Below are 21131 nucleotides of genomic sequence, written 5' to 3'. Positions count from 1 at the left end.
GGCGTGAGTTCATGACTCAGGCGGGGCAATTTCATGACACCAACCAACCAACCGAGCAAGGGGATTCACAATGGCAAAGCCGAAGATGTACAGACATTCCGGGCTTTACCGCGCCCCCGGTGGACGCTTGAAAGCGTCCTGAATCGGTGGGGCGGCACTGGGGGTGCCAGTGGGGTTATACGGGCATCCTAGGGTGTGAGCGCGACCATGGGGCTCAGACCTGCAGCACTTTCGAACTACCAGTGACGAAATCAACCTCAACGCATCACTTGCGCGTACGACGTGAAGGGGGCGTGATTGAACAGCCGCCAAGACCTCGATGCTTGCCGATTGTCTCCCGTCATGAGAAGCGGCACGATTTGGCACCCTCACAGCCTTCGGCAACTATCGGAGCATCTTGTGAGGCTCAGATGTTCAGTGCCCGGCGTACCGCTGCGGTGTTCCGTCGGGATACTGGAATCATCGTGTTCTCGGGATCGTCCATGACCAGTAGGAGTTCGCCCTTGTCATGGCGTTCAACCTCCCGGACACGGCTGAGGTTGACCAGATACTGACGGTGTACCCGCAGGAAGCCGCCGGTATCGGCTAAATCGGTCTCCAGTTTATCCAGACCGGACAGGGCAGCTGGCAGGCGGCCTTCATCGGTATGCAGCCACACCTGACTACCATCCGATTCCGCGACGGCGACCTCTGCCGTTCCCAGGAGCACCATCCGGTTCTCCTCGCGCAGAGCCACAATCCGGCGGGCCTTTCCCGGCATGACTGCTCCTATCTCGGTCTGCGGGAACTGCTCGTCATCGGAGGCACCGAAAGAAATCAAGTGCCCGATCAAATAACCATGGAGGAAGACCGGGCGGATCCCGATCAGTGATGGTTGGTCGGCCAGGGAAGTGAAGATCTGCGTCGAGCCGGTCCACCCCGGGTCCGAGGTCGCCTGCTTGGTGGCGTAACGCGCGGCATGAATCAGCGACGGCAGTTGCGGAGTCCACCGGACCACAGGATCGACTGCGGGCATATTGGCGGGCACTCCAAGCATGACGCTCGCGACGTCGTCGGCAATCACAACCGCACCTGCAGGGTCAACAGCCACTAGAGGCCGGGTCGATTGTCCTCGAGCATCGGCGTAGGCGGCGAGGAGTTCGCTGCCGCTGTCCTGGGCGCGCTTGCGCAAACTGTTCTGAGTATGGGCGGCGGACTTCTCCAACCACCTCCTCGCCGACAGGGGTAGGCCCTTGCGCCAACTCGAGATGTTCAGGACAGCCAAAGGCTCCCTAGTGACGAGGTCGCGTACCGCGATCGCCCCGCAGGACCAGTCGTGGAAGGCCTGGCACCAGTGTTCGGACTGCTCAATCATCACCGCGCTATGGGAGGTGAGCGCGGTGCCCATACTGTTCGTTCCCACCGCACTCTCGGACCAGCAGAACCACGGCGCGAGGCCACCCGCGGAAGCGATCGACCTGGTGGTCTTATCCCCCCAGGCGGACAGGACCCTGCCATTGGCGTCGGCAATCGTTACTACCCCTCCGGCGTCGGCCACTTCATGGGCCATCGCGGCAGCACAGAAACCGAGCTCCGCGAAGACGACATCCTGGTCCAGGGAGTGCGTGACCTGGGAGACAGCATTCGGCACCTCGGACAGGAACGGGTTCACACGATACTGGTCCCGGGACCGCTTCCAGGAAATCGCCACTTCCGGCCGCACACCGTAAATATCGTCCTCGCCCTGAACGAAACGCTCCCACGCGCGGAGCACCTCGGTGTTGGTCGAGATGGTAGTGGTCGAGGTGGTAGTGGTCGGGTTGCGGGGTATCGGCTGAAGTCGTCGCTCACCTGACATGGGGCACCGCCCTAATGGCTCATCATTAAATTGCATGGGCTTCCACGACAGCCGCCGCGTCGGAGATCCCCAAATCCAGTCTGCTTCTCAGTCCAACCCTCGAGCCGGGCGGCGCAGTGGGTGCTTCCGCGATACTTCAGCGAACACGGTCCGCTGAGGTACCGAAAATACTATGGTGTGACAGCGCTTACACGCCATCCTCAATGATCCGACCGCCGTCGAAAGACTCAGCTTCAGATTTTTTGTTCTCCGATGTCAGCCATCAAAGAGATTTTTAGCTGCCCGCCATGGTGCCTTGCGTCGGTGAAGCAGGGGAAAAACGGTAGCGGGTGATTGTGCCCACGCGGCAATAGGGATAGAACGGAGGGCATGACTATTTCGACATTGACCCTCGCGGATGCCCGCACCATCATCACCGCTGCCGAGGCGAAGGCTTCGGAGGTCGGGCAGCCCATGAACATCGCTGTCGTCGACGTCGGCGGCAATCTGATCTCTCATGCCCGGATGGACGGTGCGTGGCTTGGCGGTATCGACATCGCCATCAACAAGGCCTTCACCGCCAGGGCCTTCGACATCGAAACCAAGGAGTTGGGTGAGAACTCCCAGCCCGGCCAGCAGTTCTACGGCATTGTTGCCAGCAACCGCAACCGGATCATGATCTTCGCCGGTGGCATCCCCATCACCCATGGCGGGGAGGTAGTCGGCGCCCTCGGTGTCAGCGGCGGCACCGGCGAACAGGACCAGTCCGTCGCCGAGGCAGGCGTTAACGCTCTCTGACACCACTTACTCTCCGTCTGGTTGCCCTGCCCGCATCACCTGGGGCAGGGCACCCAGAACCCGAAGATGACACCTGGGTCCCGGCGTCGGCACCTGGTTCCCGGTGTCGGCGTCGGCGTCGGTCATGCACCTAGCACGGCCGTACGGAAGTTTGCATGGGTGGTATCCACCGTGGAATCGAACAGGTCGTGGTGACGCTGTTTGTGGCGGTTCCTGACTGCTCTTTAGGGTGCGGGGTTGTCCGGCTCCGTTAGGCTTGTGTCGTGAGTGCCGCCGGTGACCGGCCCCTCAAGGAAGTGTTCGGGCGTCTTCCAGACCTGCCGTGGCCGTTTTTGCGGGCCGTAGCGGCGTTGGCCGATGCTCCGTTGATCGACATAGCAGAGCGGCTGCGTGAGGCGATGTCCTCCTACGTCACAACCAGCGCCCTGGTCATCTTCACCGAGGAGTGCACGGGGCGGCCGCGGAAACAGGCGGGCGCCGAGGACATCATCTCCCGGGTCTCGATTGCCGAACTCGACGCGCTTCGAACTGCCATCACGGACGGCAAGGCCTTTGTGGGGGAAGCCGAGCTCGCCGGTCGACCTCGCCCCGTACTTGCCCTGATACACACCTCCAGCGGTGCACTTCTCGTCCTCACGGACCCTTACCCAACAGGCCAACGGCACGACGCGGGAATGAACCACGTCGGGATGGATGACGTGAGCATGGATGACGTGGGCATAAATGTGGTGTCCTATCTGTGGCGCATGGCCGCCCAACGAATCCACGAAAAAGTGGCTGATGCGCCACCGTCCTTCCTGCTGGAATCACGGGCAGCCTCAGCTGAACGAGTCCGCGTGACAGCGGAACTGACCGATCTGCACTCCACCACCCTGGAGACACTCCTGGCAGCTCTGCGCTCACCCTCCCTAGACGATGCCGCAGCCCGCTCCACCGTCACCGACCTCACAGCCAAAGCCCTGATCGGGATCCGCACCCTCAGCGACCGCACGACCGACCTGGTCGAAGAGCCCGTCGGCAAAGCCTTTGAGCGCCTGCGAAAGGATCTGCGACCATTCACGCGCTTCAGCGGAATCGAGATCGAGTTCGTCGAACCACCCCTCAACGGACGTGCCCTTCCCGGCGAAGTCGCCCAAGCGGCGCGGGCCATCGTCCGAGGACTTGTGCTGGCCATGATGGAACAGCCCGACGTCAGCAGGGTCCGGATCCATTGGGACTGCGACGGCGAAAATCTTTTGATCAACGTACGCGACGACGGCCGAGGTACACTCGCCGCCGGCGCGCCGAACATCAGCTGCTTGAATCGCCGGGTCCAGGCGCTCAACGGACACCTGCAAATCGATGTCATGGCAGGCTGGGGTGCGGACGTCTTCGTCACGCTCCCTCTGAACCTCCCGGCACCTCCGGCAGGGGACGTCACCGGATGGGACCTCGCAGCGCGAGAACTCGAAGTTCTTCAGCACCTCGTCGCCGGAGAACGCAACCGGACGATCGCCTCACTACTGGGTATCAGCGAGAACACGGTCAAGTTCCATATGCGGAACCTGTTCAAGAAGCTCGCCGTCGGCTCACGCACAGAGGCCATCGCCCTGGCGCACAGCCACGGACTCCGATAACGGTGGAACAACCGGCGGGAACGGTGTGCTTGGACGGCCACTGAGCTTTTGGTCCTACCGGCCGTAGCCGCGCGCGTCGACCCGTAACGGGCTGCTGGGCAGGGACCGCGACCCAGATCTGTCCAATGGGTCATGGAACAACCCAACCGCTGCCGGCTCCCGCGGTTCGGTGTTCGCATCCGGTGTTGCCGCATCGGTTTCCGTAGCGGCATTCAGGTCTTCGACAGTGGAGTTCTTCTGCCGGTCGTCGAACCTGATTTCTGTAAGTTCTATAACGGTTCTTCACTCCTGGTCTTTGATGTTGCGCACGGATTAGGCACTAACTGGGCGTTGGTATGAGGTTCGAGGGGAACCTCAGTCGGCGTCGGACCAACCAGTAGATACTGTATTCGAACCGATTTGTTAGACCGATTAGGGTTGGTCATCGTACCAACGGAAGATGCACGACTGACACGGCAGCGTCGGACAGGTTGCGGGCTGATGATGGCCGGTACGCTTGATGGGAAGGCCCTGGCAGGTCAAGTGGTGTTATCCCTAAGCACCCGTGGCCATCATTGTTTCGGGTCGGTCTCCGGGTTGTACCACCGGCCATCGATGACTTCGGTGCCCGCTACATTTCGCTGGCCCAGCTGCGCGACCTACCCACCAACGAACATACCCAATGGCTGATTCTCCACGACGCCACTGATTGCGTCCCGGCAACCACCGGACCTTCCGCACCACCAGATTTATCGACGGCTTGGCGTCGTGCTTGATGTTGCGCGACGATTGACGCGTTCGTTTGACTCGCTCCAAGAAGCAAGACGGCGCGAGTCCGGTCCATCAGCGCTGCTACATCTTCGTAGGTGTCACCCTCTCAGCTATAGGAGGGGCACGCACACCACAGCTTTAACTCGGGGTGCGCCTCGGAAATACACGAACCCCGGCAAGCGAACCCGCCCTAACTCTTGGACGAGGAGTCGTTACATCGTGGAAGGACTCAGACACCCGCCCGTGGCGTTCAACGTGCTGAGATCGAGTTGTTACCCTCATTTTCGATTGAGGGGTCGCCCGAGGCGTAGGTGACGGTATTGCTGTCTCCATCGACGTCGATGTCCCGTGTGTCCTCGACGGTGACGGCATTAGTACTTCCATCTACGTCGATATCGGGAGCGCTTGCCATGGTTGCAGTGTTATTGGTTCCGTCGATGCTGAGGGAGCCGACGGTCTCCCCGGTGACCGTGTTGTCGTTGCCGTCGATGTCAATGTCCTCGCATTCTCCTGTGATGTCGACAGTGGTGCCGTCGGCGTCTAGGTCGATGTCACCGCCGCCTTCACAGACGATGGTGACTGTGGTGTTCGCTGATGTGATGTCGTGTTCGTCCTCCTGGCTGAGGCGGATCGGCTTGCCTGTCGCTGTTTCTCCAGCCGGTGGTGTGGAGGAAGAGTCGGAGGCTGTTGATGCTGTGCTTGTTCCTTCGGGTGTGACTGGCGCTGGTGCATCCGCGCTGACTGTTCCGGTAGGCGCATTCACCGGTGGTGGTGTTGCATTGTCGGTACATCCGGAGATGAGAGCGAGCAAGGTAGCGGCACTGAGGATAGTTGCTGCGGGGCGGTAGGTATTGCGCATTGAAATTTTCCTAGGGTGAGCTCGGTGTGTGTGGTGGCGGTCGGCGTCAATGGGGATCGTTCTACTGGACCTGCACTTGGAGGTGCTGCGACGGGTCAGGATGGTCGCAGTTCATGGTGTCGGGTGTCGATGGCGGAGGAAACCGCGGCGCCGAGGAGCAGCAGCCGCATGGTGCGCTCGGTTGCTTCTATGAGAAGTCGCTCTCCATTGGCTACGGCATCCTCCAGGTTCATGGGGATGGTCATGATGGATGCGATCGCGTCGATGCCGATGTCGTGCACGTCGGGGGCGCCCTTACCGAGGGAGCCAGCGAGGGCCAGCACGGGTACACCTGCGAGCTGTGCCCTACGCGCAACGACGGCGGGCACCTTTCCGTTAGGAGTCTGGAAATCGATGGCTCCCTCCGCGGTGATGACAAGGTCTGCCTTCTGCATGAGGGCGTCGAGGTCAATTCCTGCAAGGCCGCTGTCGATCAGGGCCTCGAAACGAGGTACGAGCTTGGCGCCGAGGGCCGCGAGTCCCGCACCCAGTCCGCCGGAAGCACCCGTGCCAGGGCCGGTGCAGTAGTCGACTCCTTCAGCCAAGCCGTCACGTTCGAGCACTCGGGCCCACTGCCGCATCGCTTTGGCGAGTTCGTCCACCTGCTTCGGTGATGCGCCCTTCTGGGGTCCGAACACGCGGGCCACGCCTTTCTTGCCGCACAGCACGTTGTGCTGGTTGCAGGCGAGGATGATCGTCGCTTCTTGGAGTGCAGGATGCAGTCCGGACAGGTCGAGGTGCTCGGCCTTGATGAGGGCTGATCCGCCGAACGGGAGGTCCCGGCCCTTCGCGTCGAGCACTCTCGCGCCAAGGGCTTGCAGGGCGCCAGCGCCGCCGTCGCTCGTTCCACTGTCGCCGCAGCCGATCACGATGGTCCGGATACCCTCGTCAAGGGCTGCGCGGATCAGTTCTCCGACACCGTACGTCGTCGTGGCTCCGGGGTTGCGGAGTTTGCGCGGCACGAGGCGAAGCCCAGCCGCAGCAGCCATCTCGACGACGGCCGTGCCGGTGGCGCTGCCGCCGAGGCGCGCGAAGTGCGATTCGACCGGTTCGCCCACCGGCCCGGTCACATTCACGGGTACGAGCACACCGCCGGTCGCCGCGGCGAGGGTCGCTGCGGTGCCCTCACCGCCGTCGGCGATCGGTACCGCGGTGATCTGGACGCCAGGAAGGACGCGCCGCACACCGGCAGCGATGGAGCGTGCCACCGTTTCGGCGTCGAGGGATTCCTTGAAACCGCTGGGAGCGATGAGGATGCGCTGCGGGACTGCCATAGTCGTTCTCCTTATAGGAAGGGCGGGTATCTGTGGATGTGCGGGGAATCTGGGAAATCAGGGGAATCAGGGGAAGAGCGGCAGGCCAAGGAGCGGCCAGATCAGGAAGCTGAAGAGCAGCACGAGGGCGACGTTGACGGGTGCCAGGAGTGTCGACAGCCGCAGCAGGTCCTTCGCCGAGTAGGTTTCGATGCCGTCCACCGCGGCGAACATCGCCACCGGTTTCGCTGAGCTCGTGAGGGTGTGGCAGAAGCCGGCAGCCGCAGTCGAGGCGAAGGCTGCGGCCATCGGGTCCACTCCTACGGTGGGTGACAGGGCGATGACGATGGGGATCAGGACTGCCGAGCGCGCGGACCTGCTCTGGATGACGAGGTGCGCGAAGGTCGAGATGAGCACGACGAGGACCACGAAGAGGGGGGCGGCTGCGATACCGAGGGACTGGATGGGCTCCAGCGCCCCGCCCGCCAGCCATTCCGCTGCGCCGGTGGAGACGAGGGCGTTGCCCAGTGCCAGGGTCGCGGCCATGAAGAGCAGTAAGGACCACGGCACCGATTTCAGTCCCTTTGCGAGGTCTACCGACCCGTAACTCGGTGACGCTGCGACCAGGGCGCCGATCAGCGCCACGAGTGCTGGATGGAGACCGTGGAGCGGTTCGGTGCACCACAGTACGACGACGGCACCCAGCAGGAGGGCGGCCCGCGATTCGGCGACGGTCAGAGGCCCGGTGACGGGGGTGTCGGAGTGTTGTTCCAGGTCCTCGGAGTTGATGCGCAGTTTTTCTCCGCGGTCCTTGGCTGATGTGAACATGCGCAGAACGATTTCCGCGCAGAGGTGGGAGGCGACGAGTGCGAGCGGCAGGCCGAGGAGGAGCCAGGTGGCGAAGTCGAAACCCTGGCCCGTCGCTGTCTCAAGGATCTGGCTGGTGATGAGGTGCGCGCCGGCCCCGAGGAAGGATCCGACTGCCGAGAGCAGGATCACCGATGGGAAGAGGATCGCGAGAGCCTTGATGAGCGCAGTGCGTCCCGCGAGGGCTTGCCGCAGGGCGAGGAACACCGGTAGCGCCAAGGCAGCACGTCCGGAGGTCGAGGGGACCGCGAACGTTGTGACGACGAGTGCGAGGGTCGTCAGGTGCGCAAGCTGCCGTGGTGTCGTCGCACCGGTGATGATGAAGGCTGCCCCACGGTTGGCGAGACCCGAGGCGCGGACCCCGGCTGCAATGACGAAGGCCGCCAGGAGGAGCCAGATAGTTTCCTCACCAAGGGTCGAGAAGAGGGCGCTGGTGTCCATGGTCCCGGTGAGGACCAGGACCGTGGCTGCCCCGAGCGCGATATAGGTGTCATCGATCGCGGTGAAGATCCAGAGCCACACGGCAAGAACGAAAACCATCAGTGTTATCGCGCCCTGCGGCGACAAATCTGTGTCGGGTTGCTGGGCGGCGACGATGACAGCGGCGGCGATAGCCAAACCGAGGGTCGCGGCTACTACACGGATGATGAGCGAGCGGCGAGCAGCAGCCCGGGCTCGGGCAGTTTGGGCGGGTGCGATCCCGGGTGTCTCCTTGATACGGGAGGGAGGTGTGGTGGAGTGCTCGATCAGGGTCATGGCAACCGGTACCCTGCTCCCCGGATGGTCTCGATGCGCTCTGCACCGATCTTCGCGCGCAGGGCGCGGACGTAGACGTCCACGACGTTGGATCCCGGGTCGAAGTCATAACCCCAGACCTGGCTCAAGAGCTGTTCGCGGGAGATGACGCGGTCGGGATGGCGTAGGAACACTTCCAGGATCGCGAACTCGCGCGACGTCAGTTCAACTGATTCTTCACCGATACGTGCCCTCCTCGAGTGGAGATCGAGAGACAGGCCCTTGTGCTTGATGACGTTGCCGTCCGCCGCAGGTGCCCGGTCCACCAGGCGTAAGCGGATACGTGCCAGGAGTTCCGAGACATCGAAGGGTTTGGTCATGTAGTCGTTGGCGCCTCCCTCCAGTCCGGCCACGGTGTCGGGGACGCTGTCTCTGGCGGTGAGGACGATCACAGGCGTCCTCACACCCTCACCCCGTATCTGGGCGAGGACCTTGAAACCGTCCATGAGGGGTAGGCCGATGTCGAGGATGATGAGGTCGAAGCCTGATGCTCGCGCGAGGAAGAGCGCTGTCTCTCCGTCGGCTGCATGTTCGGTGGAATACCCGGCTGCTTGCAGGCCTTTTTTGATGAATGAGGCGACGTGTGGGTCATCTTCTGCGATGAGGATGTGGCTCATGATGTTTCCTTCGGCAAGGGGTGTCCGATGACAGGCAGCTCAGCGGTGATCGGGGCTCGATCGGGAGAGTCGATGTTTGACGGCGGAGGCAGAGTCCGGTCGGCGGCCACTGTGGGCGGGCGCGATGGTGCGACGCCTGGTCGTCCGGGGACGGACTCGGGCGCAGGTAGAAGTAATCCGAAGGTCGAACCGAGGCCGGGTTCGCTGCGGACCCAGGCCGAGCCGCTGTGGCCGTCGGTAATGGCCCGTACGATCGATAGCCCGAGTCCCGCGCCGCCGCGACGACCGCTGCTGTGCAGTCTGTCGGAGGGCAGGGAATTCGCCGAACCGTGCTGGAAGCGTTCGAAGATCACAGCAGCTTCTTCCTCCGTCACACCGGGGCCGGTGTCCTGAACCCATATCCGAAGCTGCCGCTCATTACCCGTGCCTTCAAAGCCGGACCCGAGCTTGATGTCGGACCCCTCGGGTGTGTACTGGACGGCGTTGGCGCCGAGTTGGAGCACTGCCTGTGTGATGCGCTGGCTATCGAGGGTGACCACGCCCTCGGCGACTTCCATCAGGAGCCAGCGGCGGTCACCGAGCGCCTGTACTTTGGCCTCGAGGTCGAGCATCAGTTCGGCGACGTCCACCGGTGTCGGCTGGACGAAGTCGGGGCGTTCGGCTTTGACCAGCAGTAGGAGATCCGACACGATCCGGGCCATGCGGGACAGCTCACCGTTGACCAAGGACAGCGTGGCTGCCCGGCTCGCTGGATCATCATCGATGAGTTCGAGGTGTCCGCGGATGATGGTGATCGGGGTTCGCAGCTCGTGACTGGCGTCTTCAATGAAGCGCCGCTGCGTGACATAGGACTGCTCGAGGCGGTCCAGCATGTCGTTGAACGTGACAGCCAGGGCCGCGACGTCGTCGCGCCCCTGCACCGGTACGCGGGCCGTCAAATCAGATTCGGTGATTTCGGCCGCTACACGCCGCACATCCCTGATCGGCCGCAGGATCTGGCCGGCCACGAGCCAGGCAATACCGGCGGTGAACAGCAGCCCGCCGAGCGCCACGAAGAAGATGACGGTCACAGTCTCCTGGACCTGCTCATAGCGATCATTGGTGAATTCGGCAATAATCAACGTCCCATTCTCGGTGCCTGCCTGAACATCGACCTTGCCCCACCGCATCGTGCCCGCTTCGGTCTCACGGACACCGGACGCCGCAGAATCGTCGCGCAATTCCTGCAACAGCACCGAGTCCGCTGACAAGCGGTAATCGTCATTGCTGCCCCGCCCGGAGGAACCGAGGTACAGCACCTCGTCCCCCGTCAGACCGAGAATCACCTCACCGGCAGCGGCGTTCTGGCGCGACAGGTAACGCTTGAGCAATTCACTCACCGAGGTGTACGGCTGCGCGGTCAGAGGATCTACCGCTTCCCCAGCGAAAGTCGTAAATTCCTGCACCTCCTGGACGACGTCGTCGTTCGCGTCCTGATCGACGCCGGCAATCAAGAGCGAGCGAACGGTGACGAGCAGGGCGACGAGGGCCAGGGCCGTGGTCAGGACGATCCAACCAACGATGCGCCATCGCGCAGATACCGAGGACCCCGCCAGAGGTTTGGCTGGCCCGGAGTTTGAGTAGCTAGGCGACGATGTGTTGACGGCTGAATTTTGCGCGCGCGCCATCAGTCCTCTCCATCCGGGGCAACCACGTCGCCGTCAAAGTCCCCGCCGTCATCATCGACGTCGTCGTCGAAAACTTCCCGCTCTACCAGACCGGACACTCCCTGGTCCTCAGGAGTAACCGGAGCAGGAACCGGAGCAGGAGCCGGAGCAGGTTCGGGCTGAGATGGGGCCGTTGTGGGAGGTTCTGACGGTGGTACGAGCGATTTAGGAGACGCTCCGGGTTCAGGCTCGGTCGTGGCCGTACCCTCTCCGCCGGCGCCGGGGTCAGTAGGCTCCGTCGTTGCTAGATCGACGACAACGACCTGTCGCTCTTCCAGCGGCACATCCGCTGGTCGGCTCAGTGCCTGACTCCCTACCGCCAGTAGCGCTGGTACGGCGAGCAGCCCTGCTGCAGCAAGGATGCGAGGGGCGAGCGACATTGTCATCTCCTGAAGTTGTGGTGCAAGTGGAAACTACAAGTAAGCGCGATACTCCGAACAACATGCTTGCCCCAAAGGCTGAGTATGGTTCGCCGCGCCTACAGGGACGGTGATGCTGCATCGACACTGCCCTTCGAAGAGGCGACTGGTTCACTGAATCAACTGTGACCTACTCTGATGAGCTCTTCATGAAGCCCAAATGAGGATTTCTTCATAAGGAGCCAATAGGTAATCTCGTGATCTGAACTTTCACCATGAGGAAAGATGGGGTGGGATTCCGCTGGAGGGTGATGCACCCTGCGTATTGAATTCGAACTCCACTGAAGCCGGTGGTGTCAGTCCGGAAGCCGCCCATGTGCGGAAGCGCCATCCGGCTCATGCCGGAGCATCCTAGCCTCGACGGAAGAGCCACTCGAGGGCGGTCAGTTCTGTTGTGAAATAGCGGACGGGCATTGAGGCCCGAGCTGCAAAGGCAGCAAGCATCTCATCCATGGGCCTCTCCCCCACGACCGCGACCCGCGAAAATCTCCTGTAGGCGAGCATCCCTGTCCGGGCTCCTATGGATACTGAGGCGATGCCTGTGATGTGTACGAGCAACGGCGCGGGTTTCGGCCCGGGCAAAGTCGACAGAGCCAGTGCTGCTTCGACCGCGTCAGCGTAGGTGATATGCGCCCCGGCGGTCCAGCGCAAGCAAAGGTAATCTTCCTCGCGAGAGGCCTCGAACAACACCACAGTGTCTCCTTGTCTCGCCGAAGCCGTCGAGAACCATGTGCAACGACTCCCCGGAGTCGCCGTACTCATCACCGTCGGCAATCGGCAACGCAACGACAAAATAGCCGTCCTCTAACCCCCCGCCCCGAACCACCTCTCTACCGGGAACCCTTCCTAGCAGGCGTAGGCTTCGGATCGGCTGGTTCGGATCGTTACCCTGCCGGCACAGTCCTGTTCTCTTCTGCACAGCTTTTTTTACTCCCGCCTTCCGCCTACCGCGTCTGAATTGAGCATGAGATGAGCACCAGGATTACCCCGTTTAAACCGTTCCCCGAGGATCTAAATGTCTTGCAGTTGGTCGAGGTCGAGGTCCTCAACAGCAAACTTCATCGGGAACTGGACTACGAGTACGTGCACGAGGACGGGCCGTCCCTGGAGACGGAAAGCCGCCTTGAGGACGTCACTGAGGAGCTCGACGTCCGCGACATCGCGTCCGCGCACTCAGATGCTGTTATTTCGGTCCATAACTCAGCCACTGAATCCGACACTGATTCCGGCGCTGGTCCTTTGGTTGATTCCGTTCCAATCGTTTGCGCCGCGGGTTTGTGAGACCGGGAGGTTTCCGTGCCTGATGAGCAGGAATTAGCGCACGAGGCGGTGCAGGACGGCGTGAGCGCGGTGTTGCAGGACATGGTGCTCGAGAGCGAGGACGTTCAGTCGTTCCTCACTGGTCTGGTTGAGATCGCGGCAAAGTCATTCGCTACCTCCTACGGTGAAGTGTTTTGCGGGGTCACGTTGTTGCGCCCCAGATCCATGGTCACGGTGGCGAGCAGCAGCGACGAGGCGCAGCGCATGGACGAGATCCAGTACGGCTTCGACGACGGGCCGTGTCTGCGTGCCGCTCGTGAGGGATATACCGTCCATATCCCGGATTTCCTGACAGAGGATCGGTTCCCGGCATATCGGGAAGCAATCGCCGCACACGGAATCCGGTCCGCGTTGGGCGCGCCGGTCCGGCTCGAGGCAGGGGCCAGTGCCGGCCTGGACTTCTACTCGATGACACCCGACGTGTTCGACGACAAGGCGATCCGAGTCGCTGAACGGGTCGCACGGGAGGCGTCCCGATCCCTGCGCCTGGCGGTGAAGATCGCACACCTTGGCGATGAATCCCGGAATCGCCAGGTCGCGATGGAATCGCGGACCGCGATCGATATGGCGGTCGGTGCGATCATGGCGCAGAACCGGTGCGACCAGGACGAAGCCATCACCATCCTCCGCCGGGCTTCATCCGCCCGGAACGTGAAGCTCAAGGACCTCTCGGCCGGGATCCTCACCTCGGTCGGCCAGACCCGGCCCATCCGCACACATTTCAGCTGAACCACTGCCCTGGTCCAAGGACAGGTCCGGTGGTTCCTGACTACTGACTACTGGGCGTCCGCGGGCGGGATGTTGATTTCGTCCTCGACGAGGACCGCCAGTTTCCGCAGGAACCGGCCGTCGCGGGCCGAAAATTTACGCGGTTTCTGGTCGATGACACAAAGCGTGCCGACAGTCCACCCCCCGGGCCCACGTAGCGGGTACCCGGCGTAGAAGCGGATGTAGGGCTCCCCGAGGACAAGAGGGTTGGCTTTGAAGCGTTCATCGTCCAGGGTGTCCTTGATGATCAGCGGGCCGGCATTGCGGATCGTGGCGTGGCAGAACGTGATCTCCCTGGGAAGGTTCTGTTCCACGGGTCCAAGCACCGACTTGAGGAACATCCGCCGATCATCAAGCAGCGCGATGATCGCTGAGCTGACCTGGAAATGGTCCTTGGCCTGCCGGGTATACCGGTCGAAGCGGGCCTCGGGTATCGAATCGAGCAAATGAGTCCGATCCAGTGCGCCGAGGCGTTCGCTCTCCTGCTCGTCAGCGCTAAACAGGAATGCGCCCGCCGCCCCGAGCCCTCGCCGGGAGTCCTCACCGGAAAGGTCCGCTTCGTCCTGCCCGTCAGTGGGCACCCGAATCTGTATCAGCGTCGGCTCCAGCAGTTCGTTGGTGGCCTCGGCCAGCAGGTTCCGCTCAGGCAGGGGAAGCGACAGAAGACCGGCCAGGTAAGCCTGAACCTCAAAGGCGGAAAGAACACCACCGAGCCCGTAGTACCGCACCCACAGGTCCTCAATACTCAGACCCGCTTCGGCCAGAGCAAACGTGGTGATCTTGATCTGAACTTGCCCGTCCATGCACACCTCGGTAGCGGCCAACCGGAATCACAGCACGCCGTAACCAGCCACCTGATGAAGCCCGTAATAATAAGCACCCTTATTACATAAGAGTAACCGCCTACCATCGTCTCCCAGGCCAGCAAACCCATCGGTCCGTTACTGGATGCCAGCGTGATGATGGCTGGTCAGCAGCTTGGAGTCTTGTTGCGGTCGCGCATCATCGGTATCCCTGACCCTTTCGAGGTACGTATGGTCAAAGGAGGAACTCGAGCACGACACCCTTACGAGGCGACGAAGCAGAGGCGACCCAATGACCGGAAACACTGTGACACACCACGGGACTGTCCGAGGAAACCGACACCGCCTGATGATCAGGTGCGGGCTCCTCGGAGCTGGTCTCGGCATCCTGACCGGTTGCGCGACGGGCGGAGAGGACAATTGGAACTCGACCGCCGTCGGGGACGACAAGAGCATCGGTGAACTCGATCTGCGCAGCGTCCTGCTTGTCACCCGTGACGAGGGCGACCCGGCCCGACTCCTGGGTACCTTCGAAAACAACGGAGACCAACCCTTGGAGGTGACCATCACCGACGACGACGAAGACATCACCGTAACCGTGCCGGCTCAAGGCAGCGCCACCCTGGACACACTCGAGACGCTCCTGCAAACGGCAGGAGATGCACCCGGGGCACGAACCAGCCTGACGGCCACCACTGATGCTGGTGACGTCGAGCTCCTGGTCCCCGTCGTCGACGGAACCCTCGACCCCTACCAGCCCTACCTCCCCACCCACCTGACCAGCTGACCGGCTGACCGGCTGACCGGCTAACCGGCTAACCGGCTAACCGGCTAACCGACAATGAGGTCGACAACGAGGTCAGCCCAATGTCAGAACGGGACTGGCCCGAACTCCCACATTTCCCTCATCCCGCACACCTACACTCGGTACTTCAGGAGACCGCATCAAGTCTCCTCGTCAACGGAAAGGAACCCCTCATGGGACTGTTCGGCGGCCGAGGCAAAAAATCCCTCGCATCCAAGGCACTCCAATTCATCAGCAACAACCCCGACAAGGTGAACAACGGCATCGCCAAAGCAGGAGACTTCGCCAACAAAAGAACACACGGCAAGTACTCACGCCACATCACAGGAGCCCAAACCAAAGCCGCAGACGCCCTGACCAAGATCAATAGGAAAAACGGTGGTCACGGTCGCAACGAAGATGACCCCAGCTTCGGGCCCAGGAGCTAATGCAACTGCCAGCAAACCAGGTTTGTTGTAGCAACCATCTCGAAAACCCAAACCTTTATAAGACACCTGCGGCTATCCCACACTGAGCTTCCACTCCCCCAGAGTCACAAGCCTCCGTCTGCCTCGGTAACTTGTCTCATCGAGTTTCGTATCAGAAGTGCCAGCTCTTGGGAGTGACCTGTCGGATCACACTAGGGTTGTGGTCCAAACCTGCTGATAGGTAGAGCGCTGCCACTGCTGCCGTGGGCCCGCCCACTCTCGCGCAACATCGGTCAACCAGATAGTCGTATCGGGATTCCAGCCTGCAAGGACCGTGGACGTGCCGGCGTCGACCTGCAGCGCACGATTGGCGCTACTGAGGTACGCCAGGACTGTCAGGTGCACCGCGTCCCACCGCTCCGCGACCTTCTCCCAGTCCGGAATCACCCACCTGCCGTCATGCCCGGTACAACGGAACCAGTCATGACGCCGAGATGCCGTGACCCCTAACGGGTACTCACGGCACAGTGACACCCAGTCGTCCTCGGTATGCACCTCGTAGGTGCGGCCGGCGCCACGCACGGGGATCACCGTGGCGTGCTCCCAGCCGAAGGAGTCCTCGAAGAGGTTCAGGCCCAGCGGTACCCGTCCAACCGATTGCAGGGTTCCTTGCGGGAAGGACCACCACGTTCCGGACCAGTTGGCGTGAGGATTTCGGGGTCTTTCCTTCTCGGCGCGGACCTCCTCGGCGCGTGTGTCGCGGGCCCACGCACCTAGGGCTTGTGATGGTTGCCTGGGTAGAGGTGCGGGATCCTTTGCTGGTCGCCAGTCGATAGTCCACTGCTCGATCTGCCGGCTGCGTGACCACCACTGCGTGGACGATGCCATCATCACCTGCTGTGCGATCGGGGCAAGAGCGGCTTTGATCTCAGGGAGTGCTGCGAGGACGTCCTCTCCGTCCGGTTCCTGCCAGGGCCGAGATGTATCGACGGCTTGAGCCAGAGCACGGTCGATGTCGCCAAGCCCAGCCCGCGTCATATCAAGCGAGTTGAATTTGGTGATGAGGTTTGCGATGGAAGGCCTCGGCGGCTGGTCCGGTTTTTCCTTGGACGTAGCAGTCAACATCACGCGGGAGGTTCCCTTACCCGGATCGAGCTTATGGGCGAGCCAGAATACGGCGGACCTGATCGAGGGGTTCAAGTCCATTGCTAGTTCCAGGCACAGGCGTCGTCCACGAGGCCCTACCAGCAGCACATCAGTTCCCGCATACATCTGCTCACCCTACGTGCGAGAAAATCTAGTAAGCAGAAGGGAATTACGACGCCGTCCTACCAGCCCGATTCAATAAGGTTGTATGTCGATAGGACTCACTCATTGAGCAATGCTGACGTTGCCCCCCTCGATCGCCGGAGCCCGGTACCCGGTGTTGGGTGCCCGCTCATCGGTAAATCAGTCGATGGCCGTCGCGGGCCGTGTTTGCTGAGCTGCTTGCTGAGCAGCTTGCTCGGGTGCTTGCTCACGTGTTTGTTCAGGTGTTTGTTGGGGTGGCAGGTCGTTCTGGTAAGGGGCACGTGGCAGGGCCGGGATCTCATCAATGAGCTCGTTCACGGCGTGGGCGATGAGGTCACATTCAACTGGTGGGAGAACAATCATCCCGCTGAGGTACGCGTCCACTTCGTACTCATCGACATCCCCAGCCGAGCTGAAGTAGCGCAACCACACCTCCTGCACGGTGAAGGGTGCGGCATGGATCGCCGCAGCGGTGCCCTGTCGCTGATGATCCTCTTTCGACCTATCCACTAGGAGGCCTCGCTGGGGTCGATGCCATTCTTACGTTCTGCGATGGTAGCGGTGAGGTCGCTGACCGGGGTGTTGGTTTCGCTTGAGAGGGCGGTGATGCGGGCGAGGGCTTCGTCGCGGCCCAGGTCGTGGCGTTCCATGAGGATGCCGCGGGCAATACCGACGGTGTCCCGGGTTCGAAGCGAGTCACTGACTTCGTCACTGATGCGCTGAGGGGTGTCACTGGCCTGCACATGCCCCAGCAAGGCTGCCGCCGATTTCGCCAGATTCACCAGAAGCCGCTGGTCATCGGTAGTGAAAGCATCCGGTGTACCCGCGTACACCTTCATCGCACCAATAGTGTCCATGCCCCGGATAAGAGGAACGCTCAAGCAGGAACGCACTCCCGCGGTGGCTGCAGTGGCAGCCCATCGCTTCCAGCGGGTATCCGTTTCCGTGTCAGCAATGATGTGGGACTGGTTCGTCGCCCAGGAACTTAGACAAGGACCCTCCCCGAGGGTGTACTGCAGATTGTCGGCCTCCAGTACCTTCGCGTCCGTAGCCCCGACACTGGTACGGTCCCCATCACGGATGAGGCTCACACCCGCGCCATCGGCGTGAATGATGACATCCCGGGCTACCTCCGCCAGGGCGTCCACCGCATCCTGGACGGTCTGCTCGGTCAAAAGGAAGCCTTTGGTCCGGCCGATGATGACACCGAGTTCATCAATTTGGGGGGCGCTCTGGGGATTGATCTGGGGTGCATCGCTCATGAGGATCCTCACGTTGTCCTACAGGGCGTTGGACCCTGGCGTGATGGCTGTCTGCTCAACCCCCGAACAAGCCCTATACCGGCCCCATCCGATAGCTAAACACTAGTCCCAACCCGCCGTTTCGAGGGGTGCGAAGTGAACTCCTGCCCACCTACCCACCCCACCAACCTCGACCGTCGAGTGCGCTTCTATAAATCAAGGGAGCGTTCAGGGTGATGTGCGGATGAGGTGGAGGTACTCGTCCGCTCGTTGCAGGTCCGCGACGGCAGCGCACAGAAGTGTTTGCTGAGCCTCGTTCAGTGCTGGAGCGCTGTGCTTCCTGCCGCCAGGATGAGCGCCGGTAGAAGGCAGCAGGGACAGAACATCGGAGGCAAGACCGATACGGACGGCTTCGAGTCCTAAGCCAGCCTTCGAGGAAGCAAGAGCCTTTGAGAGTATCGCTGAGTCGACAGTCATCCTTCGAGGATTCCACATGCACCCCTCATCGAGCCGGAACTCGACCCGGGGGAGCCACGCCCGGATGAAACCTTCACCGACCACTCATATACCTTCCCTCATCCGTTCAGCGATCTGGTCGCACTCGCCTGAGCAGCGGGGACTAACGACCGACCTGCCCGCACTGACCTAACGATTTGTTCCGCGGATGCTCTTAGTACCCGGTTCGTCGAGGTCTGGGCCACGTTTTCAAGGGCTCCAGGTCAACGGTAAGACTCATGGTGTGCTCGATCGGATCCTCACACACCAGATCGTGGATCAGGCTCAGCCACTGCCCTGCGGTCTGCTTGTCGTTGAAATACTGCGCCGGGTAGACGGCGTCCTCGTAGGGGGCCGAGAGCATCCGGTCCATCGGTGTCCGGCCGAGCATTGCAGCAGCCAGGATGTGTCTGGCTGACATCAGGACCCGTCGGGCTGTTCGAGAAACGTCGTCGACTAGACCCATATCTACCAACATCACGTACGGGCGGTGCTCAGTGAGCTCGAAGCTCCGCTCGAGGATGGCAAGCGCGTGCTCCTCCGTCACCGCAACATGACGGGTTGGAGAAACCCGAACTGCGCACAGATCGATCCGCTCCACAAGGAAATCAGGGATGACGTCGAAATTGTGGACGACACTGTCCTGGTTACTCACAACAACGAACCTCCAGGCACGATGACGATCTATACATCTGTAGCTACCAACCCGGGGATATGCACATCAGACCAGCGGCGCCGACAGGAACTACCCAGCCTAAGAAGACTCCTCCCCCGCCGTGAACCCTCACTTGGAGAAACCTCAACAGCTTGACCTCCCGCTCTCCCTGAGCATGGACAGCAATCAGGACCCCATCACGCACCGCACAGAAGACCGAGGCTGACCCTCGGCTAGACGGCCTCACTGCTGTCGATGCTCAAGTAGCGGTAGACGGTCGCGCGGCTAGCCCCACTGATCTTCCCGACATCAGCCGGTGCGAGCCCCTAAGCTTTGAACTCTCGGGTCCGCTTGACCTTTGCAAGATCGGTGGTGACCTCCCGCCGGCCGGCTTTCCGGCCGTGTTCCGCAGCCACCGCCATACCTGCCCTGGTTCGCTCGGCCAGTTGGTCGCGCTCGAGTTGAGCGAACGCAGACATGACGGTGAGCATCACCCTACCCATCGGCCCGGTAGTACTGATGCCTTCGGTGACACTTTGGAAGTGCACGCCCCGGTGTTCCAGGTCATCGATGAGCGCGAGCAGGTTACGGGTGTTGCGCCCCAACCGGTCCAACTTCCACACCATGACCTCATCACCAGTTCGAAGATGGTCAAGCAACTTGTCGAGCTCCGGCCGGCTAGCCATCGTGCCGCTCACACCATGGTCGATGAAGATCCGCTTGAGAAGTGTCTTACTTGGTCGTACCTCAAACACTCGTAAACAGATTGTCGATTCGGACGGGACACGAGCCCTGTCTCTCGAGCATCTTGAACATCTGCACTGGTGTCCCAGAAAGCTAAGACCCGCTGAGACACGTGGGACATTGAACGACTGAGGCCTCGTTGTCCCGCCGACTACTGGTACGTGACAAGCCAGGGTTTCGGATTGATGATCGAGTAGGTCTGTTCAGGGGTGAGCATGGGTTGATCCTCGTCGTAAAAGTTCTTCCAGGAAGGCCAGATTCCTTCCGGCATCTCGTTTTGCAGCACCCCCCAGGTGTCTAGTTTTTGGCCTGGAGTGCCGTGACCATCCGCATGCAGGGTGAGTGCGAGCTCGCTCCGGGAGACGTCGAGGTTCTCGCGCCCACGGATCATGTCCAGGCGGAACTGGTGGACCATCAGCAGCTTCTGCGGGAGGTCCTGGTTTCGTGTGAGGTCAGCGAGCCACGCGGAGGTCGTATTGATCTCCTCGGCACTGACGGTCCCGATCTGCTCAAGCGGGAGTTCACCCGGGGCGAGCCTCCACTCGGGATCCAGTGCCAAGCCCACGGACGGACGGGCGAGGAGTGACTCGTAGAGCCGGACTTGGGAGAGGAAGTCCGTGCGACCGGACTGGAAGTCGAGGATGACGTAGACCCCTGCGCTCTCGGCCGCATCGATCCAGGGTTCGAGGTCTTCAATCGGGGTTTCGCTCGAATAATCACCATCCGAGCCGGGATCCGCGCTGGCGACCGTCGTAATCAGGTCAAGTGCCGGCACTACTGGTTCGTCACTGAACGGACCGTACTGGGCGGCGAGTTCTTTCACTCGTGTCATGGTCCCCTCGATGTCTTGCTCGCCGAGGGCACCAAGGTAGGGTCCGCTTGGATGCCCATACAGGGCGATCATGCGTCGGCCCGGGAACAGGGTTTGGCCTCCTCCTGGAAGTTCGACACCAGTAGCAGCAACTTCAACGCGGGCGGTGAACTCGGCATCGCTGCCGAAATCCTCGCCGACGCCATACACAGAAACATCTGAATGGGCATGAACAGCTGTCACTGCAGCGGATGTCG

At 61.7% G+C, this 21131-nt stretch carries 22 protein-coding genes; 8 read left to right on the top strand and 14 right to left on the bottom strand.

The window, feature by feature from the left end:
• Positions 1–406: 406 nt before the first annotated feature.
• The gene (locus D6T63_RS18125; protein ID WP_220725978.1) at positions 407–1387 is read right to left on the bottom strand and encodes a LytTR family DNA-binding domain-containing protein; all 981 of its coding nucleotides are present in this window, start codon (positions 1385–1387) and stop codon (positions 407–409) included.
• On the opposite strand from D6T63_RS18125, the gene D6T63_RS19595 reads away from it, so the two are divergent.
• The 3 genes from D6T63_RS19595 (at position 1380) to D6T63_RS18115 (ending at position 4230) form a co-directional block, all read left to right on the top strand.
• Positions 1380–1709, top strand: a complete 330-nt coding sequence (locus tag D6T63_RS19595) for a hypothetical protein (protein ID WP_220725977.1) — start codon at positions 1380–1382, stop codon at positions 1707–1709. The genes D6T63_RS18125 and D6T63_RS19595 overlap by 8 nt on opposite strands.
• Before the next feature lie 497 nt (positions 1710–2206).
• The gene (locus tag D6T63_RS18120) at positions 2207–2614 is read left to right on the top strand and encodes a GlcG/HbpS family heme-binding protein (protein WP_120150707.1); all 408 of its coding nucleotides are present in this window, start codon (positions 2207–2209) and stop codon (positions 2612–2614) included.
• A gap of 263 nt (positions 2615–2877) precedes the next feature.
• Positions 2878–4230, top strand: coding sequence for a helix-turn-helix transcriptional regulator (locus D6T63_RS18115; protein ID WP_235830860.1), 1353 nt, complete (start codon positions 2878–2880; stop codon positions 4228–4230).
• Positions 4231–5230: 1000 nt separating this feature from the next.
• Here the strand turns inward: D6T63_RS18115 and D6T63_RS18110 are convergent.
• From D6T63_RS18110 to D6T63_RS18085, 6 genes are all read right to left on the bottom strand, one after another.
• Positions 5231–5839, bottom strand: coding sequence for a DUF3060 domain-containing protein (locus D6T63_RS18110; RefSeq protein WP_120150703.1), 609 nt, complete (start codon positions 5837–5839; stop codon positions 5231–5233).
• A 95-nt stretch (positions 5840–5934) separates the two neighbouring features.
• A complete protein-coding gene (locus tag D6T63_RS18105) occupies positions 5935–7152 on the bottom strand; it encodes a glycerate kinase family protein (protein ID WP_120150701.1) in 1218 nt (405 codons plus the stop codon).
• A gap of 66 nt (positions 7153–7218) precedes the next feature.
• A complete protein-coding gene (locus D6T63_RS18100) occupies positions 7219–8754 on the bottom strand; it encodes an SLC13 family permease (RefSeq protein ID WP_120150699.1) in 1536 nt (511 codons plus the stop codon).
• Positions 8751–9410 carry a response regulator transcription factor gene (locus D6T63_RS18095; protein WP_120150697.1) on the bottom strand — a complete coding sequence of 220 codons (660 nt, stop codon included), beginning with the start codon at positions 9408–9410 and terminating at the stop codon, positions 8751–8753. The genes D6T63_RS18100 and D6T63_RS18095 overlap by 4 nt, the downstream gene beginning before the upstream one ends.
• Positions 9407–11077 (bottom strand): sensor histidine kinase, encoded by a 1671-nt coding sequence (locus D6T63_RS18090; RefSeq protein WP_120150695.1) that lies wholly within the window; start codon positions 11075–11077, stop codon positions 9407–9409. The genes D6T63_RS18095 and D6T63_RS18090 overlap by 4 nt, the downstream gene beginning before the upstream one ends.
• Positions 11078–11886: 809 nt before the next feature.
• Positions 11887–12228, bottom strand: coding sequence for a SpoIIAA family protein (locus tag D6T63_RS18085; protein WP_182977111.1), 342 nt, complete (start codon positions 12226–12228; stop codon positions 11887–11889).
• Between the two features lie 276 nt (positions 12229–12504).
• On the opposite strand from D6T63_RS18085, the gene D6T63_RS19430 reads away from it, so the two are divergent.
• Both D6T63_RS19430 and D6T63_RS18075 read left to right on the top strand, forming a co-directional pair.
• Complete coding sequence (locus D6T63_RS19430; protein ID WP_182977110.1) at positions 12505–12816, top strand: hypothetical protein; 312 nt, start codon at positions 12505–12507, stop codon at positions 12814–12816.
• Between the two features lie 15 nt (positions 12817–12831).
• On the top strand, positions 12832–13584 hold the full coding sequence (locus tag D6T63_RS18075; protein ID WP_235830859.1) for a GAF and ANTAR domain-containing protein: 753 nt from the start codon (positions 12832–12834) through the stop codon (positions 13582–13584).
• 47 nt (positions 13585–13631) lie between these two features.
• Here the strand turns inward: D6T63_RS18075 and D6T63_RS18070 are convergent, their stop codons facing one another.
• A complete protein-coding gene (locus D6T63_RS18070; RefSeq protein ID WP_120150691.1) occupies positions 13632–14426 on the bottom strand; it encodes a GAF domain-containing protein in 795 nt (264 codons plus the stop codon).
• Positions 14427–14718: 292 nt separating this feature from the next.
• Here D6T63_RS18070 and D6T63_RS18065 point away from each other — a divergent pair, with 292 nt between their 5' ends.
• Together D6T63_RS18065 and D6T63_RS18060 are read left to right on the top strand one after the other, a co-directional pair.
• Positions 14719–15213, top strand: a complete 495-nt coding sequence (locus D6T63_RS18065; protein WP_147394440.1) for a hypothetical protein — start codon at positions 14719–14721, stop codon at positions 15211–15213.
• Between the two features lie 191 nt (positions 15214–15404).
• Positions 15405–15659 carry an antitoxin gene (locus D6T63_RS18060; protein WP_120150687.1) on the top strand — a complete coding sequence of 85 codons (255 nt, stop codon included), beginning with the start codon at positions 15405–15407 and terminating at the stop codon, positions 15657–15659.
• Between the two features lie 186 nt (positions 15660–15845).
• On the opposite strand, the gene D6T63_RS18055 is transcribed toward D6T63_RS18060, so the two are convergent.
• The 6 genes from D6T63_RS18055 to D6T63_RS18030 all read right to left on the bottom strand — a co-directional run bounded on the left by D6T63_RS18055 (position 15846) and on the right by D6T63_RS18030 (position 20895).
• Entirely contained in the window at positions 15846–16844 is a 999-nt protein-coding gene (locus tag D6T63_RS18055) for a hypothetical protein (protein WP_235830858.1), read from the bottom strand.
• A gap of 243 nt (positions 16845–17087) precedes the next feature.
• A complete protein-coding gene (locus D6T63_RS18050) occupies positions 17088–17438 on the bottom strand; it encodes a hypothetical protein (protein WP_120150683.1) in 351 nt (116 codons plus the stop codon).
• Positions 17438–18190: a GAF and ANTAR domain-containing protein gene (locus D6T63_RS18045; RefSeq protein ID WP_120150681.1), complete on the bottom strand. Its 753-nt coding sequence runs from the start codon at positions 18188–18190 to the stop codon at positions 17438–17440. Before D6T63_RS18045 ends, D6T63_RS18050 begins: the two co-directional genes overlap by 1 nt.
• A gap of 649 nt (positions 18191–18839) precedes the next feature.
• The gene (locus D6T63_RS18040) at positions 18840–19319 is read right to left on the bottom strand and encodes a DUF7793 family protein (RefSeq protein ID WP_120150679.1); all 480 of its coding nucleotides are present in this window, start codon (positions 19317–19319) and stop codon (positions 18840–18842) included.
• A 326-nt stretch (positions 19320–19645) separates the two neighbouring features.
• Positions 19646–20074, bottom strand: a complete 429-nt coding sequence (locus D6T63_RS18035) for a recombinase family protein (RefSeq protein WP_235830857.1) — start codon at positions 20072–20074, stop codon at positions 19646–19648.
• Positions 20075–20214: 140 nt separating this feature from the next.
• Positions 20215–20895, bottom strand: coding sequence for a hypothetical protein (locus D6T63_RS18030; RefSeq protein WP_147394439.1), 681 nt, complete (start codon positions 20893–20895; stop codon positions 20215–20217).
• A gap of 51 nt (positions 20896–20946) precedes the next feature.
• On the opposite strand from D6T63_RS18030, the gene D6T63_RS19425 reads away from it, so the two are divergent.
• Positions 20947–21096, top strand: a complete 150-nt coding sequence (locus D6T63_RS19425) for a hypothetical protein (RefSeq protein ID WP_182977109.1) — start codon at positions 20947–20949, stop codon at positions 21094–21096.
• The last annotated feature ends 35 nt before the right edge of the window (positions 21097–21131 follow it).

Source organism: Arthrobacter cheniae, from assembly GCF_003602275.1.
Lineage (GTDB): Bacteria > Actinomycetota > Actinomycetes > Actinomycetales > Micrococcaceae > Arthrobacter_D > Arthrobacter_D cheniae.
Note: the sequence above shows the minus strand (reverse complement) of the source record. Positions and strands in the feature narration are given on the sequence as shown.

Bases quoted from the DNA above. Each gene is read 5' to 3' on its own strand.
- D6T63_RS18125 (WP_220725978.1), bottom strand. From the start codon at position 1,387: ATGGGCACCGCGCTCACCTCCCATAGCGCGGTGATGATTGAGCAGTCC.
- D6T63_RS18120 (WP_120150707.1), top strand. From the start codon at position 2,207: ATGACTATTTCGACATTGACCCTCGCGGATGCCCGCACCATCATCACC.
- D6T63_RS18110 (WP_120150703.1), bottom strand. From the start codon at position 5,839: ATGCGCAATACCTACCGCCCCGCAGCAACTATCCTCAGTGCCGCTACC.
- D6T63_RS18105 (WP_120150701.1), bottom strand. From the start codon at position 7,152: ATGGCAGTCCCGCAGCGCATCCTCATCGCTCCCAGCGGTTTCAAGGAA.
- D6T63_RS18100 (WP_120150699.1), bottom strand. From the start codon at position 8,754: ATGACCCTGATCGAGCACTCCACCACACCTCCCTCCCGTATCAAGGAG.
- D6T63_RS18095 (WP_120150697.1), bottom strand. From the start codon at position 9,410: ATGAGCCACATCCTCATCGCAGAAGATGACCCACACGTCGCCTCATTC.
- D6T63_RS18090 (WP_120150695.1), bottom strand. From the start codon at position 11,077: ATGGCGCGCGCGCAAAATTCAGCCGTCAACACATCGTCGCCTAGCTAC.
- D6T63_RS19430 (WP_182977110.1), top strand. From the start codon at position 12,505: ATGAGCACCAGGATTACCCCGTTTAAACCGTTCCCCGAGGATCTAAAT.
- D6T63_RS18070 (WP_120150691.1), bottom strand. From the start codon at position 14,426: ATGGACGGGCAAGTTCAGATCAAGATCACCACGTTTGCTCTGGCCGAA.
- D6T63_RS18065 (WP_147394440.1), top strand. From the start codon at position 14,719: ATGACCGGAAACACTGTGACACACCACGGGACTGTCCGAGGAAACCGA.
- D6T63_RS18060 (WP_120150687.1), top strand. From the start codon at position 15,405: ATGGGACTGTTCGGCGGCCGAGGCAAAAAATCCCTCGCATCCAAGGCA.
- D6T63_RS18055 (WP_235830858.1), bottom strand. From the start codon at position 16,844: ATGGACTTGAACCCCTCGATCAGGTCCGCCGTATTCTGGCTCGCCCAT.
- D6T63_RS18045 (WP_120150681.1), bottom strand. From the start codon at position 18,190: ATGAGCGATGCACCCCAGATCAATCCCCAGAGCGCCCCCCAAATTGAT.
- D6T63_RS18030 (WP_147394439.1), bottom strand. From the start codon at position 20,895: ATGACACGAGTGAAAGAACTCGCCGCCCAGTACGGTCCGTTCAGTGAC.
- D6T63_RS19425 (WP_182977109.1), top strand. From the start codon at position 20,947: ATGCCCATACAGGGCGATCATGCGTCGGCCCGGGAACAGGGTTTGGCC.